Genomic DNA, 16,077 nt, shown 5'->3' with positions numbered 1-16,077 from the left:
CGATATCAGCGACCGCCGCTGACATCCAGCAGCGCTCCGCTGGTGTACGAGGCCTGCTCGCTGGCCAGCCAGAGAACCGCTTCAGCCACTTCACTGGCCAGGCCGCCGCGGCCCATCGGCACACTCTGGCTGACCCTGGCGACCCGCTCCGGCTCACCGCCGCTGGCGTGAATCTCAGTTTCAATCACTCCAGGGCGCACCGCGTTGACGCGAATGCCCTCGGCTGTCACTTCTTTGGCTAGACCTAGAGTCATGCTGTCGATGGCGCCTTTGGCTGCGGCGTAATCGATATATTCCCCTGGCGCGCCGATCCGTGCGGCCACCGAGGACAGATTGATGATGGAGCCGCCGTTGCCGCCCTGGCGCGTCGACATGCGTTTGATCGCTTCACGGCAACAGAGAAAGCTGCCGAACACATTGGCTGCGAATACCCGCTGCCAGCGCGCCAGCTCCATCTGCTCCAGGCGCATCTGGGTTTCCAGTATGCCGGCGTTGTTGACCAGTACATCGAGGCGGCCGAAGTGCTGGTCGAGGCGGGCGAACAGCTGCACCACCTGGCTTTCATCTGCTACATCGGCCTGTACGGCGATGGCGCGGCCGCCCGCCTGGGTGATCTCGCTCACCAGCGCCTCAGCAGCTGCCTGTTGCCGGTGGTAATTCAGGCACAACGCGTAACCCTGGGCGGCCGCCAGCCTGGCAGTGGCGGCGCCAATACCGCGGCTGGCGCCGGTGATCAGCATGACCTTTTCCATCAGCGTCTCCTCCCTGTAAGAAAATTTTGCAGAGGCTTGAAATCTAGTTGAGTAGCCACATTTTTAGTCATGTGGGATGCCGAAGTCGGGTTCCGCGATTAACCACTCGCTGAAATTCAGGAGATTTAAATCATGAGCACTGCATTTTCCATGACCCCGCTGTTCCGTCAGTCCGTTGGCTTCGACCGTTTCAATGACCTGTTCGAGTCTGCTATGCGCAACGAGGCGGGTAGTAGCTATCCCCCCTACAACGTCGAGAAGTATGCCGACGACCAATACCGCATTGTGGTCGCGGCGGCGGGTTTCCAAGACGACGATCTGGAGCTGCAGGTCGAGCGCGGCGTGCTGACCGTGACCGGCGGCAAGCGGGACACCAGCGCTGAGAACGTCACCTATCTGTACCAGGGTATTGCCCAGCGAGCGTTCAAGCTGTCGTTCCGTCTGGCTGACCATATCGAGGTCAAATCTGCCAGCTTGGTCAACGGCCTGCTGAATATTGATCTGGTGCGCATCGTGCCGGAGGAGGCTAAGGCCAAGCGTATTCCGATTGGGGCCGGTCGTCCTGTGCTGCAAAGCTAAGTGGCCGCGTTTTAGCAACAAGGGCACCTGCGGGTGCCTTTGTTGTTTTACAGCTGCGTCGGCATTTGGTTGTCATGCAGCAGCTGGCGGAACTGCTCCAGGGGCACCGGCCGGCTGAACAGGTAGCCCTGGTAGTGATGGCAGCCCTGTTGTTGGAGGAACTCCAGCTGGTCGGTTTGCTCGACGCCTTCGGCAATCATGTCCAGGCCCAGACTGCGGGCCATGGCGACGATGGCGCGAATGATTTCCGCGTCGTTGGCATCCAGGGTGGCGTCGCGGACGAAGGACTGGTCGATCTTCAGCACATCCACCGGCAGGCGTTTGAGATAAGTCAGTGAGCTATAGCCCGTGCCAAAATCATCCATGGCGAAGGTCACGCCGTGGCGCTTGAGGCGATTCATTTTGGCGATGGTGTCTTCGATGTTCTGGATCACGATGCCTTCGGTGATCTCCAGCTTGAGCATGTGCGGCGGCAGGTGACTGCTGGCGAGGCAGCGTTCCACCAGCTCGACAAAGTCACTCTGGCGGAACTGTCGAGGGCTGATGTTCACGCACAGGCTGAACTGCGAGACGCTGACCATACCCTGCTCAAGCAGCTGAGCGCAGGCGTGGCAGGCTTCGGCGAGCACCCAGCCGCCGACTTCGAGAATCAGCCCGCTTTCTTCGAGTACATGGATAAACAGTGCCGGTGATTGCGCGCCCAGCGTCGGGTGCATCCAGCGCAGCAGAGCTTCGGCTCCAATAATCTGGTTGTCGCGCGCATCCACCTGAGGCTGAAAATGTAGCTCGAACTCGCCCCTTGCCAGGGCCAGGCGCAGGTCGTTCTCCAGGCGCAGGCGTTCGCTGGCGGCCTTCTGCATGGTGTTGCGAAACAACTGAATGCAGTTGCGGCCCGAATCCTTGGCACGGTAAAGCGCAATATCGGCGCGCTTGAGCAAGTCCGAAGGGGTGTCGCCATGGTCGGGGATCAAGGCGATGCCGATGCTCGGAGTGACTTGCAGCTGATGGCCGTCGAGCTGCATCGGTTCGGCGAGCAGGTGGCGCAGTTTTTCCGCCACGGCGCGAACCTGTTGCACGACTTTTGAGCGCTTGCCTTCCAAGCCGGAAATTAGCACGACAAATTCGTCGCCGCCCAGGCGCGCTACGGTGTCCTCCTGGCGCACGCTGGCTTCCAGGCGGGCGGTGACCAGCTTGAGCACTGCGTCACCCACCGGGTGGCCGAGCGAGTCATTAATGTGCTTGAAGTGATCGAGGTCGATAAACAGCAAAGCTCCGCGCAATTCATGACGCCTTAGCAGGGAAATCTGCTGAGTCAGACGGTCAAGCAGCAGGGCACGGTTGGGCAGGTTGGTCAGCGAGTCGTGGTAGGCCAGATGCTGCACCTGAGCCTGGATTGCCTTGAGTTCGCTGATGTCGCGGGCGGTTAGCAGCAGGCAGGGCGTGTTGTTGAGTTCGATGGGCTCAACCGACACCTCGACCAGTTTGACTGTGCCATCGCGGTGCTTGCCGTGCATTTCCATGTGGTAGACGTGCCCGTCGCGCTGCAGCCGCTGCACCATCGCGTCGCGCTCAGCCAGGTCCGCCCAGACATTGAGCTCCATGGCGCTGCGGCCGATCACCTCGTTGATGTTATAGCCGGTCAGGCGGCCGAAGCCTTCGTTGACTTCGATATAGCGGCCCGTATCACGTTCGGTGATGGTGATGGCGTCGGGGCTTGAGTGGAACGCCAGGGCGAATTTCTCCTGGCTGGCCTGCAGTTCCGCCTGGGCTTTCTGCCGTTCGCTGATATCGCGGAAGGTGGTGAGGATGCAGCGCTGGTTATTCAGCATCATCGGCCTGGATGAGACAACGCAGGTGATCACTCGGCCGTGTTTGTCCAGGTAATCGGCCACTTCGTTGTCCAGGCCTTGGTCGTGCTCAAGCTTGCTAAACAACGCAGTACGTACCTCAAGGTCGGCCCAGAAGTTTAGATCGATCATCCGCCGGCCAATCACCTCGTCGGGCTGCCAGCCGAAGGTCTGACTGAAACTTGCGTTGATTTCCACCGCCACGCCGTCAGGCAGAGTCGTCAAGGCAATAGGGTCGGGGCTGGCCTGGAACAGGCTGGCGAATTTTGCCTCTGAGGCGGCCAGGCTCTGTTCGCGGCGCACCCGTTCGCTGATATCAATAAGAATCCCGGCCATGCGTTCGGGCTTGCCCTCTGCATCGCGGTAAAGCTTCGCGGTGCTTTCCAGATAGTGCACATCCTTGTTGCTGTAAACCGCCCGGTACGTGACCTGGTAATCCTCGGTCAGGCCCAACGCCAGGTTATTGAAATGCTTACGCATGGCGTGGCGATCTTCTAGCGGAACAAAACTAAAGAACTTGCGGAAGTCGTCATGGAAGGGCTCGTCCGCTAGGCCATGCAGTTTCGACGCGCGTGCCGAGCCGAACAGCATATTACTGGGGATATGCCAGTCCCAGGTGCCGAGATCAGCCGAGTCCAGTGCCAGGTTGAGGCGCTCCTGGCTGTCGTGCAGGGCTTGTTCCTGTTGGCGTTGCTGGGTGATATCGCGCAGCGAAAGGACCAGGCAGGTCACGCCGTCGAGGGTGATTTCGCCGCCGAACAGCTGGTTGAGGCGCAGGCTGCCGTCGCGGTGATAGAGGCTGACTTCCAGACCGTTGAGCGCGTTGTTGTATAGCGCATCAATCATCCGCTGGCGGTCGCTGGCGTGGGCCCATATGCCCATATCGGTCGAGGTACGGCCCAGGGTCTCACTGCTATGCCAGCCAAACTGGCGCTCAAAACCGGCATTAACCTCGATAAAGCGCCCGCTGACCTTGTCGGTGATGACCACGGCATCCGGGCTGTAGTTGAACGCCTTGGCAAATTTCTCCTCGCTGCTGCGCAGTGCCTGTTCGCGGGCCTGCTGGCTGCTGATATCGCGGATGACGCCCATCACCCGCTGTTTGCCGTCGGCATCCAATTGCAGGCTGCCGCTGATTTCCAGCCAATGCAGGCTGCCATCTGGCCAGAGGATGCGGTGGCGAAAGGCGCGTGTAGTCGGGGTGCCGGCGAGCAGTTGCTCGAAGAGTTGCAGAACGCCAGCGCGGTCTTCCTTGGGGATCAACTCGATATAGTCGATCTGTTTGCGCAGTGGTTGCCTGGGATCGAGGCCGAACAGCGCTTGGGCACCACGTGACCAACTGACGCGACCGCTTTCGATGTCCCAATACCAAGTGCCCAGTTTGGCACCGTTGAGGGCACGTAGCAGACGCGGAGCGTCGTTCCAGGTGCTTTCAAATTCGGCAGGGTCCAGTGCCGGGATAAACGGCAGTGGCGGACGACGATCACTGGGTTTAGCCACGTCCAACTCTTCCTTTCTATGCGTGGGCTTCCTGGTCGCTGGCTGAGCAACGGGGCTGAGTCATGCAGAAACCGTTCTTATCGTTATAAGCCCACGTTAGCCCTTCGCACCCGGCCTATGCAAGGCTGTCGCGCTGGGCATCCAGCAGGTTCATAAAGGCCCGCGCGGCGTTCGACAGGGTGCGTTCGGTGTGGCTGATATAGCCCAGCTGGCGGGTCAGCTGAATGCCGGGCAGGGGCAGCCGCGCGACCTGATCGTCGAGCATGGTGCGCGGCAGCACGCTCCAGGCCAGACCGATGGACACCATCATCTTGATGGTTTCCAGGTAGTTGGTGCTCATGGCGATATTCGGCGTCAGCCCCTGGGCCTCGAACAGGCGCCGCACGATATGGTGGGTAAAGGTGTTGCCACCGGGAAATACCGCCGGATGGTGCGCCACATCGGCCAGGCTAATGACCTGGCTGCGTGCCAGCGGATGCTCGGGCGCGGCGACGAAATCCAGCGGGTCGTCCCATACGGCCACCGCATGCACCGGCTCACGGGTTTCCGGAGCCAGGGTGATCACCGCCAGCTCGGCGCGGCCATGCAGCACTTCTTCATAGGCCACTTCGGAGTCGAGAAACTGGATATCCAGCGCCACCTGTGGATGCGCCCGGGTAAAGGCGCGCAACAGCGGCGGCAGGCGGTGCAGGCCGATATGGTGACTGGTGGCCAGGGTCAGACGGCCGCTTATCTCGCCATTCAGATTGGTCAGCGCACGGCGCGTATCATCCAGCACATTGAGTATCTGGTAGGCCCGCGGCAGTAAGGCGCGGCCGGCCTCGGTCAGGCTGACCTCGCGGCCCAGGCGATCGAACAGGCGCACACTCAGTTGTTGTTCCAGGCTGGCGATGCGTTTGCTCACCGCCGGCTGGGTCAAGTACAGGCGTTCCGCCGCTTCGGAGAAGCTGCCCAGCTCGGCGATGGCAATAAAGGCATTGAGGGTGGCGAGGTCCATACGGCTGTTCCTGGCAGTGGGCGGGGCGCAATGGGCGCTGCTCAAGCTTACTTGTATTCCGTTGAGGAATCCTTTGGATGAAAAATATGAATTTGAGTAATTTAATTCAAGCCCATAGGATTACCCCATAAGCCAAAGGGCTATTTGCCCAGGCATAGAAACAGGTTGATGAGGGATAGCGGATGGCCGGCAAAACGCTGTACGACAAACTCTGGGAAATGCACGAAGTGAAGCGCCGCGACGATGGTTCGTCGCTGATCTACATCGACCGGCATATCCTCCACGAAGTGACCTCGCCCCAGGCCTTTGAGGGCTTGCGTCTGGCCAGCCGCAAACCGTGGCGCATCGACGCCAACATCGCCACCCCGGACCACAACGTGCCGACCACCAAGGCCGAGCGTCAGGGCGGCCTGGAAGCCATCGCCGATGAAGTGTCGCGGATTCAGGTGCAAACCCTGGATGAGAACTGCGATGACTTCGGCATCCTCGAATTCAAGATGAACGATATTCGCCAGGGCATCGTTCACGTAGTTGGCCCAGAGCAGGGCGCGACCTTGCCGGGCATGACCGTGGTCTGCGGCGACTCGCACACTTCGACCCACGGCGCATTCGGCGCGCTGGCGCATGGCATCGGCACGTCGGAAGTCGAGCATGTACTGGCGACCCAGTGCCTGGTGGCCAAGAAAATGAAGAATATGCAGGTGCTGGTCGAGGGCACGCTGCCGTTCGGCGTGACCGCCAAAGACATCGTGCTGGCCGTGATCGGCAAGATCGGCACCGCCGGCGGAAACGGCCACGCACTGGAGTTCGCGGGTAGTGCGATCCGCGAACTGTCGCTGGAAGGGCGTATGACCATCTGCAATATGTCCATCGAAGCCGGTGCCCGTGTCGGCCTGGTGGCGGTGGATGAAAAGACCATCGCCTACGTCGAAGGCCGTCCGTTTGCCCCAAAAGGCGCCGATTGGGCCGCCGCCGTGGCGCAGTGGCAGGATCTGGTATCCGATGCCGATGCGCATTTCGACACCGTTGTCGAATTGCGTGCCGAAGACATCAAACCGCAGGTCAGCTGGGGCACTTCGCCTGAAATGGTGCTGGCTGTGGATCAGAACGTGCCGGACCCGGCCGCCGAAAGCGATCCGGTGAAGAAGGACTCGATCATCCGCGCCCTGAAATACATGGGCTTGCAGGCTAATCAGGCGATCACCGATATCCAGCTGGACCGCGTGTTTATCGGTTCTTGCACCAACTCGCGGATCGAAGATCTGCGCGCTGCCGCTGAAGTGGCCAAGGGTCGCAAGGTCGCCAGCACGATCAAGCAGGCGATGGTGGTGCCGGGCTCCGGTCTGGTCAAAGCTCAGGCGGAAAAAGAAGGCTTGCACCACATCTTTATCGAAGCCGGTTTTGAATGGCGCGAGCCGGGCTGCTCCATGTGCCTGGCGATGAACCCGGACAAACTTGGCAGTGGCGAGCATTGCGCGTCCACCTCCAACCGTAACTTCGAAGGCCGGCAGGGCGCCGGTGGGCGTACTCACCTGGTCAGCCCGGCCATGGCGGCGGCGGCAGCAGTGACCGGTCGCTTTATCGATGTGCGCGAATTGATCCAGGCCTAAGGAGCTGACGATGAAAGCCTTTACTCAACACACCGGCCTGGTCGCTCCACTGGATCGCGCCAACGTCGACACCGACCAGATCATCCCCAAGCAGTTCTTGAAGTCGATCAAGCGCTCAGGCTTCGGCCCCAACCTGTTCGATGAGTGGCGTTACCACGATGTTGGCCAGCCCAATCAGGACAATTCCAAGCGCCCGGTGAATCAGGAGTTCGTACTGAACTTTGCGCGTTATCAGGGTGCCAGCGTGCTGCTGGCGCGGGAAAACTTCGGTTGTGGTTCATCCCGCGAGCACGCTCCTTGGGCGCTTGAGGAATACGGTTTCCGCACGATAATCGCGCCGAGCTTTGCCGATATCTTCTTCAACAACAGCTTCAAGAACGGCCTGCTGCCGATCATCCTCAAGGAAGACGAGGTCGATGCGCTGTTCCAGCAGGCGGAAGCCACGGTTGGCTATCAACTGACCGTCGACCTGGCCGCGCAAACCGTGACCCGTCCGGATGGCGTGCAGTACAGCTTCGAGGTTGATGCCTTCCGCAAGCATTGCCTGCTCAATGGCCTGGACGATATCGGCCTGACCCTGCAGGACAGCGACGCGATCAAGACCTTTGAAACCACCTATCAGCAGCGCAGCCCTTGGCTGTTCGGCGCAATCAAATAATCACCGGGCGAGTGCATCCATCACTCGCCGATTAATGAGTTGAGAAAAGCATGTCCAAGCAGATTCTGATTCTCCCCGGCGACGGTATCGGCCCGGAAATCATGGCCGAAGCGGTCAAAGTGCTGAACCTGGCCAACGACAAGTACAACCTGGGTTTCGAGCTGAGCTTCGATGACCTCGGCGGTGCGGCCATCGACCGTTATGGCGTGCCGCTGGCTGACGAAACCCTGGATCGCGCCAAGGCTGCTGACGCCATTCTCCTCGGCGCTGTAGGCGGCCCGAAATGGGACGCCATTGACCCGGCGATCCGTCCGGAGCGCGGCCTGCTGAAGATTCGTTCGCAGCTGGGCCTGTTCGGCAATCTGCGTCCGGCGATTCTCTACCCGCAACTGGCCGATGCCTCCAGCCTCAAGAGCGAAATCGTTGCCGGCCTGGATATCCTGATCGTGCGTGAGCTGACCGGCGGCATCTATTTCGGCCAGCCGCGCGAAAGCAAGGTGCTGGAAAACGGCGAGCGCATGGCCTACGACACCCTGCCGTACAGCGAGAGTGAAATCCGCCGTATCGCCCGCGTCGGTTTCGACATGGCCCGCGTGCGTGGCAAGAAACTCTGCTCGGTGGACAAGGCCAACGTGCTGGCCTCCAGTCAACTGTGGCGCGCCGTGGTGATTGAAGTGGCCAAGGATTACCCGGACGTCGAGCTCAGTCATATGTACGTCGATAACGCCGCGATGCAGCTGGTGCGCGCGCCGAAGCAGTTTGATGTGATGGTCACCGACAACATGTTTGGCGACATTCTTTCGGATGAAGCCTCGATGCTCACCGGCTCCATCGGCATGCTGCCGTCGGCCTCGCTGGATGCCAACAACAAAGGCATGTACGAGCCATGCCACGGCAGCGCGCCGGATATTGCCGGGCAGGGCATTGCCAACCCGCTGGCGACCGTTCTGTCGGTGTCGATGATGCTGCGTTACAGCTTCAATCAAACGGCTGCGGCCGATGCCATCGAACTGGCCGTGAGCAAGGTGCTCGATCAAGGCCTGCGCACCGGCGATATCCATAGCGCCGGTACGACCAAGGTCGGTACGGCAGCAATGGGTGATGCGGTAGTCGAAGCGCTGCGTAGTCTGTAATCTTCCTGGCCCGCCGGAGGTCTCCGGTGGTCAGCTTATATAGGTGTAGTGGTTATGAAACGTGTAGGTCTGATCGGTTGGCGCGGCATGGTCGGTTCCGTGCTGATGCAACGCATGCTGGAAGAACAGGATTTCGATTTGATCGAGCCCGTGTTCTTCACCACCTCCAATGTCGGCGGCCAAGGCCCCGCTATTGGCAAGGAAACGGCGCCCTTGAAGGACGCCTACAGCATTGACGAGCTGAAAAGCCTGGACGTGATTCTCACCTGCCAAGGTGGCGACTACACCAGCGAAGTCTCCCCGAAGCTGCGCGAAGCCGGCTGGCAGGGCTACTGGATCGATGCCGCCTCGTCGCTGCGCATGGATGACAGTTCGGTCATCGTGCTCGACCCGGTCAACCGCAAAGTGATCGATCAGCAACTGGATGCTGGCACCAAGAACTACATCGGTGGCAATTGCACCGTCAGCCTGATGCTGATGGCGCTGGGTGGTCTGTACGAGGCCGGCTTGGTCGAGTGGATGAGCGCCATGACCTATCAGGCGGCATCCGGCGCTGGCGCGCAGAATATGCGTGAGCTGATCAAGCAGATGGGCGCGATCAACGCCTCGGTGGCAGATGAGCTGGCTGACCCGGCCAGCGCCATTCTGGATATCGACCGCAAAGTGGCCGAAGCCATGCGTGGTGAATCGTTCCCGGTCGATAACTTTGGCGTGCCGCTGGCCGGTAGCCTGATCCCCTATATCGACAAGGAGCTGCCGAACGGCCAGAGCCGTGAAGAGTGGAAGGGCCAGGCGGAAACCAACAAGATCCTCGGCCGCTTCAAGAACCCGATCCCGGTCGACGGCCTCTGCGTGCGTATCGGTGCCATGCGCTGCCACAGCCAGGCGCTGACCATCAAGCTGAACAAGGATGTGCCGCTGTCGGACATCGAGGGCCTGATCAGCCAGCACAATCCATGGGTCAAGCTGGTGCCGAACCAGCGCGAAGCGAGCATCCGCGAACTGGGCCCGACTGCTGTAACGGGTACTCTGAACGTGCCGGTTGGTCGTCTGCGCAAGCTCAATATGGGTTCGCAGTACCTGGGCGCGTTCACCGTCGGTGACCAGCTGCTGTGGGGCGCGGCGGAACCGCTGCGGCGCATGCTGCGTATCCTGCTGGAGCGTTAATCGAGCTGCGCTGATACGCAAACAGGCTGTCCAAGAGGGGCGGGCTGTTGGGTGTTCGAGTCAAATCGAGCGCTCAGCAGTCCGCTCCTTTGCATTTGGCGGGTGCGCCTATACAGTGCTGGGCTTATTTCCTTGAGCCTTGTCATGACCCGTACTTTTGATATTGCCGTTATTGGTGCCACCGGCAGCGTTGGCGAAACCCTGGTGCAGCTTCTGGAGGAGCGCGAGTTCCCGGTGGCCAATCTGCATCTGGTAGCCAGCGGTGAGTCAGCCGGGCGCTCGTTGTCCTATAAGGGCAAAAATCTGCGCGTACGTGATCTGGAAACCTTCGACTTTTCCAGCGTGCGGCTGGCGTTCTTGGCTGCCGGCAACAAGGTGACGCAGAAATATGCCGCGCAAGCTGCTGCGGCTGGCTGCGCAGTGATTGATCTGGCCAGCGGTTTGCCTGCCGCGCAGGCGCCACGGGTTATTCCTGAGGTCAATCCTGCCGTCTTAGCGAGCTTGACGGCGCCTTATCTATTGACCAGCCCAAGTGCCCCCGGTATTGCGCTGGCCGCAGTGCTGGCGGCGTTGCCTAAGCAAGTCCGCATTCAGCGGGTGACCGTGACGGCCTGCCTGGCTGTCTCCAGTCGCGGACGGGAAGGGGTGTCCGAGTTGGCGCGGCAAACCGCCGAGCTGCTCAATGGCCGAGCATTCGAGCCGCAGCTGTTTGACCGGCAAATGGCCTTCAATCTGCTGGCCCAGGTCGAGCAGACCGATAGTGCAGGGCATGCTGCGCTGGAGCTGCAAATTGCTGATGAGCTCAAGGAACTACTGGCATTGCCCGAGTTGCAGGTTGCAGTGACCTGTATCCAGGTGCCGGTGTTTTTTGGCGACAGCCTGAGTGTTTCGCTGCAGACTGAGTCGGCCATCGACCTGAAGCAGGTGTACGCCGCTCTGGATGCCGCGCCGGCTCTGGAGTTGGTGGAGTTGGATGATTATCCGACTGCGGTCGGCGACGCAGTCGGCCAGGATGTGGTCTATGTTGGCCGAGTCCGCGCCGGTTTGGCTGATCCAGCCGAACTCAATTTGTGGATTACGTCTGATAACGTGAGAAAAGGCGCAGCGCTAAATGCTGTGCAATTGGCCGAGTTGTTGATAAAACACTATCTGTAAAAGATACTTACCTAGAAATTTGAAGAATCTTTCGAGCTTGGCAATACTGGCTGAGTTGATTGCTGAATGGGGTTGCGTCTTTTGACGTAGTAGGCAGCAATTTTCAAGATCCTCTCGCTGGTCGAGAAAAAAAGATAAAACAAGGGATAACGCTATGGTTCGGGTTCGCAAACTGGTGCTGGCAATCGCAGCTGCTTCGGCGCTGTCATCCGGTATGGCGCACGCGCTGGGGCTGGGTGAAGTAACCCTGCAATCGGCGCTCAATCAGCCGCTGGTGGCTGAGATTGAGTTGCTGGAAGTGCGTGACCTGGCTTCCAACGAAGTAATACCGACCCTGGCGTCCCCGGAAGCATTCAATAAAGCCGGCGTTGATCGTCAGTTTTTCCTGACTGACCTGAAGTTCACCCCGGTGCTTAAACCCAATGGCAAGAGCGTCATCCGGGTGACCTCCAACAAGCCACTGCGTGAGCCTTACCTGAACTTCCTGGTTGAGGTGCTCTGGCCCAATGGCCGTTTGCTGCGTGAGTACACCCTGCTGCTTGATCCGCCGCTGTACACCCCGCAGAGCGTTATTCCTGCAACCGCGCAGATGCCTATAGCTACGCCGGCACCAGCGCCGCGTGTACAAGCTCCTGCTCCTGCGCCTCGCCCAACAACCGCTGCGGCTAAGCCAGCAGCTCCGGCGGCCCCAGCAGCACCCGCCGCTCCAGCTGCCAAGCCGCTGGAAGGTAATGAATACAAAACTACCGCCAACGATACCCTCTGGGAAATTGCCCAGCGTGCGCGTGCCGGCGGCAGTGTGCATCAGGCAATGTTAGCGATTCAGGATCTGAATCCGGATGCCTTTATCGGCGGTAACATCAACCGCCTGAAAAACGGTCAAGTGCTGCGCCTGCCTGATGAACAGCAGGTCAAGAGCCGCGCTCAGGGTGAAGCCCTCGCTCAGGTTGCCGAACAGAATGCCGCATGGCGTGAAGGTCGCAGTGTTGCTGCCAGCGCCCGTCAGTTGGATGCCACCAAGCGCACCAGTGCCGCAGCGACTCCAGCCAAGGTCGAAACCGAAGACAAGCTGAAACTAGTTGCTGCTGACAGCGGTAAAGCCACTGCCGGCAGCGATAAGGGCGCAGTTGACAGCAAAGCGCTGACTGACAAGTTGGCCGTAACCCAGGAAAGTCTGGATTCCAGCCGTCGTGAAAACGATGAGCTGAAAGGCCGAATGACGGACCTGCAGAGCCAGCTCGACAAACTGCAGCGCCTGATCCAGTTGAAAGACGATCAAATGGCCAAGCTACAGGCTGATCTCGCTGCGCAAGGTCAGGCGCCAGTTGTTGCGCCTGTTGCTCCAGAGGTCCCTGCCGCTGAGGCGCCAGCTGCTCCAGCGGAGACTGCTCCAGAGGCTGCACCACAGGATCCAGCTGCTGCGGCTCCCGTAGTGCCGGCCGCAACTGGTGAGACAGATTTTAATTACAGCGAAGAACCAGCGGCCCAGCCAGAAGCTGTTGCTCCAGTAGCGGAGCCTGAGCCTGCACCTATCGCAGCGCCCGAACCTGAACCTGCTCCCGTAGCGCCTGTCGCGCCGGTTGTGGAAACGCCGGTAGTGGCCGAGCCACAGGCTGAAAGCAGCCCCCTTGATGATTTGCTGGCCAGTCCGATGTTGCTGGGTGCTGCAGGCGGCGGTGCGCTACTGGTACTGTTGATTGCGTTGATGATGCTGTCGCGCCGCAATGCCCTTAAAGAAGCCGAATTACAGGAAAGTCTGGCCGCCGATGACGGCTCGTCCGATCTGGGTGCCGGTCTCGATCTACCTGATGACAGCTTCGCCGGTGTGTCTGACGATCTGGATGGACAGCAAGCCGATCTGCCAAACGAAGAACGCGTGACTGCGCAAACCGGTGATGCGCTGGGCGAGGCGGATATCTATATCGCTTATGGCCGCTTCCCTCAGGCTGCTGAACTGCTGCAAGGGGCTATCAATGATGAGCCGCAGCGCAGTGATCTGCGTCTGAAGTTGATGGAAGTCTATGCCGAGATGGGCGACCGCAACGGTTTCGCTCGTCAGGACAACGAACTGCGTGAAATCGGTGGCAGTGCCGCAGAGCTTGATCAGATCAAGGCTCGCTACCCAGCCATGGCTGTTGCTGCTGGTGCCGGCTTTGCTGCTGCGGCTGCCGCAGAGGAAAATCTGGATAGCTTTAGTCTGGACGATCTGGCGCTGGACGAGCCAAGCCCGAAAGCCACCGCTGGCGATCAAGACGATGCATTCGATCTAAGCCTTGATGATCTTGAATCCGAGCTGGATCGTGATCTGCAAGCCGCCGGTAACAATGCTTCGCTGGATGATCTGGACAGCCTGTCGCTGGATAGCGATATGGACTTCAGCTCGCCGGTTGAGCAAGCCGATAACAAAGACGATGACCTGGGCTTTGATCTGAGCCTGGCTGATAGCGGCGATAGCGATCTGGATCTAAGTGGTGACCTGGCTGATTTCAGCCTGGATCTGGATGCTCCGGCCAAGCCCGCTGCAGCTGCTGAAGATGATTTCCTGCTGAGTCTGGATGACGAGCCAAGTGCATCGCCGGTAGCGGCTGAGCCAGGTTTTGATCTGCCGAGTGAGCAAGCGGGTGATGATTTCGACCTGTCGGCTGATTTCGATCTGTCGCTGAATGATGAAGCGCCTGCACAGCAACCCGCGAGCGACAGCTTCGCTGCTCAGTTGGATGAAGTCAGCGCTGAGCTGGACCTGCTGTCTGATGATCTGGATCAGCCTGCGGATCTGGAAGTGCCGGCAAGTGCGGCTTCGTCCAGCATGGATAATGACGATGACTTCGACTTCCTCTCGGGTACCGACGAGACGGCAACCAAGCTCGATCTGGCTCGCGCCTACATCGACATGGGGGATACCGAAGGTGCTCGCGATATCCTCGATGAAGTCATCACTGAAGGTAACGAAGGTCAGCAAAGTGAAGCGCGTGAGCTGATCGCTAAATTGGTCTGATACATGTCTGATGGTCTTACTACAACGGCAGCCGATTCGGCTGCCGTTGGCGTTTTCAAGATAGCCCTGGGTGTCGAGTACAAAGGTTCGCGCTATCGCGGTTTTCAGCGCCAGCGTGCCGGCGTGCCTTCAATTCAGGAATCGCTGGAAAAAGCCCTGGCGAAAGTCGCCGGCGGTGTTCCCGTAACCCTGAGCTGCGCGGGGCGTACCGATGCACTGGTGCATGCCAGCGCCCAGGTGGTGCATTTCAATACGCCGGTCGAGCGTTCCATGCATGCTTGGGTGATGGGCGCGAATATGAATTTGCCCGGTGATATCAGCGTGACCTGGGCCAAGTCCATGCCAGCACACTTTGATGCGCGTTTTTGTGCCCAAGCGCGGCGCTACCGCTATGTGATCTATAACGACCAGATTCGCCCGGCGCATATGGCCGAAGAGGTGACCTGGAACCATCGGCCGCTGGATGTTGAACGCATGCGTCAGGCCTCGCGTGCATTCATCGGTACTCATGACTTCAGCGCTTTCCGCGCGCGCCAGTGCCAGGCCAAGTCGCCGATCAAGACGGTACATCATCTGGAATTGTTGCAGCATGGGCGGTTTATCGTGCTGGATATCCGCGCCAATGCCTTTCTGCACCATATGGTGCGCAATATCGCCGGGGTGCTGATGACCATTGGAACGGGCGAGCGGCCGGTTGAGTGGGCGCAAGAAGTGCTGGAAACCCGCGTGCGCCGCACCGGTGGGGTGACCGCGCATCCCTATGGCCTGTACCTGGTGCAGGTTGATTATCCCGAAGAGTTTGACTTGCCCAAGCGCTATCTTGGGCCGCACTTTCTTTCCGGCTTGCCGGACGTGGCGGCGGGCAGCTGAAAAATCATGTGTTAAAAGCTGCCGATCTTTCGCGGTCAGACGGCTTGCACTGAGGCGCCAACAGACCCTAGCATCCGGCTTCAACTGAATTTATCGAGGTCATCCTGTTGTCAGCCGTTCGCAGCAAGATTTGTGGCATTACCCGCATAGAGGATGCATTGTCGGCAGTCGAGGCGGGCGCCGATGCGATTGGCCTGGTGTTTTATGCCAAGAGCCCGCGCGCCGTTACGCTGCAGCAAGCGCGCTCGATCATTGCCGCCTTGCCGCCTTTTGTGACCACGGTGGGCTTGTTTGTTGATGCCAGTCGCTGCGAGCTGGGTGAGATTCTCGATGCGGTGCCGCTGGATCTGCTGCAGTTCCATGGCGATGAAAGTCCGGAAGACTGTGATGGCTACCATCGTCCCTATATCAAGGCGTTGCGGGTCAAACCGGGTGATGACATCGCTGCGCAGGTAGCGCTCTACAGGAATGCCGCTGGTGTGCTGCTGGACACTTATGTGCCAGGCATTCCGGGTGGCACGGGGGAGGCCTTCGATTGGTCGCTGGTGCCTCAAAGCTTGAGCAAGCCGGTTATTCTGGCCGGCGGCCTGACAGCTGAGAATGTTGCGCAGGCAATCGCCCAGGTGCGTCCCTATGCCGTGGATGTCAGTGGCGGTGTCGAAATGGCCAAGGGCATCAAGGATGCTGAGAAGATTCACGCTTTTATGCAGGCGGTAAAGACTGCTTGAGGTGTGCAGGGTTGATGTGACGACGCTGCCGGCTTGGCCGTCCATAACCCTGTTGCAGGTTGGAAAAACGCTGCAGGCGGTTGTTC

At 59.7% G+C, this 16,077-nt stretch carries 12 protein-coding genes; 9 read left to right on the top strand and 3 right to left on the bottom strand.

All coding sequences use genetic code 11. The annotated features are described in order from the left end of the window. Positions 1–5 precede the first annotated feature (5 nt). Positions 6–752 carry an SDR family oxidoreductase gene (locus AACY25_RS12305; RefSeq protein ID WP_339524827.1) on the bottom strand — a complete coding sequence of 249 codons (747 nt, stop codon included), beginning with the start codon at positions 750–752 and terminating at the stop codon, positions 6–8. 132 nt (positions 753–884) lie between these two features. Between AACY25_RS12305 and AACY25_RS12300 the strand changes: the two genes are divergently transcribed. Then, on the top strand, positions 885–1,331 hold the full coding sequence (locus AACY25_RS12300) for an Hsp20 family protein (RefSeq protein WP_339524826.1): 447 nt from the start codon (positions 885–887) through the stop codon (positions 1,329–1,331). A 47-nt stretch (positions 1,332–1,378) separates the two neighbouring features. Here the strand turns inward: AACY25_RS12300 and AACY25_RS12295 are convergent, their stop codons facing one another. Together AACY25_RS12295 and AACY25_RS12290 are read right to left on the bottom strand one after the other, a co-directional pair. Continuing rightward, a complete protein-coding gene (locus AACY25_RS12295; RefSeq protein ID WP_339524825.1) occupies positions 1,379–4,678 on the bottom strand; it encodes a PAS domain S-box protein in 3,300 nt (1,099 codons plus the stop codon). 115 nt (positions 4,679–4,793) lie between these two features. Continuing rightward, positions 4,794–5,675 (bottom strand): LysR family transcriptional regulator, encoded by an 882-nt coding sequence (locus tag AACY25_RS12290; RefSeq protein ID WP_339524824.1) that lies wholly within the window; start codon positions 5,673–5,675, stop codon positions 4,794–4,796. Between the two features lie 182 nt (positions 5,676–5,857). Here AACY25_RS12290 and leuC point away from each other — a divergent pair, with 182 nt between their 5' ends. The 8 genes from leuC to AACY25_RS12250 all read left to right on the top strand — a co-directional run bounded on the left by leuC (position 5,858) and on the right by AACY25_RS12250 (position 15,991). Then, positions 5,858–7,285 (top strand): 3-isopropylmalate dehydratase large subunit, encoded by a 1,428-nt coding sequence (leuC, locus tag AACY25_RS12285; protein WP_339524823.1) that lies wholly within the window; start codon positions 5,858–5,860, stop codon positions 7,283–7,285. A 10-nt stretch (positions 7,286–7,295) separates the two neighbouring features. Beyond that, on the top strand, positions 7,296–7,943 hold the full coding sequence (gene leuD, locus AACY25_RS12280; RefSeq protein ID WP_304864245.1) for a 3-isopropylmalate dehydratase small subunit: 648 nt from the start codon (positions 7,296–7,298) through the stop codon (positions 7,941–7,943). Between the two features lie 50 nt (positions 7,944–7,993). Beyond that, positions 7,994–9,076 carry a 3-isopropylmalate dehydrogenase gene (gene leuB, locus AACY25_RS12275; RefSeq protein WP_339524820.1) on the top strand — a complete coding sequence of 361 codons (1,083 nt, stop codon included), beginning with the start codon at positions 7,994–7,996 and terminating at the stop codon, positions 9,074–9,076. 54 nt (positions 9,077–9,130) lie between these two features. Next, on the top strand, positions 9,131–10,243 hold the full coding sequence (gene asd / locus AACY25_RS12270; protein WP_339524818.1) for an aspartate-semialdehyde dehydrogenase: 1,113 nt from the start codon (positions 9,131–9,133) through the stop codon (positions 10,241–10,243). Between the two features lie 144 nt (positions 10,244–10,387). Further along, complete coding sequence (locus tag AACY25_RS12265) at positions 10,388–11,398, top strand: aspartate-semialdehyde dehydrogenase (protein ID WP_339524816.1); 1,011 nt, start codon at positions 10,388–10,390, stop codon at positions 11,396–11,398. Positions 11,399–11,552: 154 nt separating this feature from the next. Further along, on the top strand, positions 11,553–14,393 hold the full coding sequence (locus AACY25_RS12260; protein WP_339524814.1) for a FimV/HubP family polar landmark protein: 2,841 nt from the start codon (positions 11,553–11,555) through the stop codon (positions 14,391–14,393). A gap of 3 nt (positions 14,394–14,396) precedes the next feature. Further along, positions 14,397–15,263: a tRNA pseudouridine(38-40) synthase TruA gene (gene truA / locus AACY25_RS12255; protein WP_339524813.1), complete on the top strand. Its 867-nt coding sequence runs from the start codon at positions 14,397–14,399 to the stop codon at positions 15,261–15,263. A gap of 107 nt (positions 15,264–15,370) precedes the next feature. Continuing rightward, positions 15,371–15,991: a phosphoribosylanthranilate isomerase gene (locus AACY25_RS12250; RefSeq protein ID WP_339524812.1), complete on the top strand. Its 621-nt coding sequence runs from the start codon at positions 15,371–15,373 to the stop codon at positions 15,989–15,991. Positions 15,992–16,077: the final 86 nt, after the last annotated feature.

This window comes from Pseudomonas sp. EA_35y_Pfl2_R111, from assembly GCF_963970955.1.
Lineage (GTDB): Bacteria > Pseudomonadota > Gammaproteobacteria > Pseudomonadales > Pseudomonadaceae > Aquipseudomonas.
Note: the sequence above shows the minus strand (reverse complement) of the source record. Positions and strands in the feature narration are given on the sequence as shown.

What these genes read in the sequence shown, in the direction of transcription:
- leuB (WP_339524820.1), top strand. Translation starts at nt 7,994, where the DNA reads ATGTCCAAGCAGATTCTGATTCTCCCCGGCGACGGTATCGGCCCGGAA.
- AACY25_RS12305 (WP_339524827.1), bottom strand. Translation starts at nt 752, where the DNA reads ATGGAAAAGGTCATGCTGATCACCGGCGCCAGCCGCGGTATTGGCGCC.
- leuD (WP_304864245.1), top strand. Translation starts at nt 7,296, where the DNA reads ATGAAAGCCTTTACTCAACACACCGGCCTGGTCGCTCCACTGGATCGC.
- AACY25_RS12300 (WP_339524826.1), top strand. Translation starts at nt 885, where the DNA reads ATGAGCACTGCATTTTCCATGACCCCGCTGTTCCGTCAGTCCGTTGGC.
- asd (WP_339524818.1), top strand. Translation starts at nt 9,131, where the DNA reads ATGAAACGTGTAGGTCTGATCGGTTGGCGCGGCATGGTCGGTTCCGTG.
- AACY25_RS12265 (WP_339524816.1), top strand. Translation starts at nt 10,388, where the DNA reads ATGACCCGTACTTTTGATATTGCCGTTATTGGTGCCACCGGCAGCGTT.
- AACY25_RS12290 (WP_339524824.1), bottom strand. Translation starts at nt 5,675, where the DNA reads ATGGACCTCGCCACCCTCAATGCCTTTATTGCCATCGCCGAGCTGGGC.
- leuC (WP_339524823.1), top strand. Translation starts at nt 5,858, where the DNA reads ATGGCCGGCAAAACGCTGTACGACAAACTCTGGGAAATGCACGAAGTG.
- truA (WP_339524813.1), top strand. Translation starts at nt 14,397, where the DNA reads ATGTCTGATGGTCTTACTACAACGGCAGCCGATTCGGCTGCCGTTGGC.
- AACY25_RS12260 (WP_339524814.1), top strand. Translation starts at nt 11,553, where the DNA reads ATGGTTCGGGTTCGCAAACTGGTGCTGGCAATCGCAGCTGCTTCGGCG.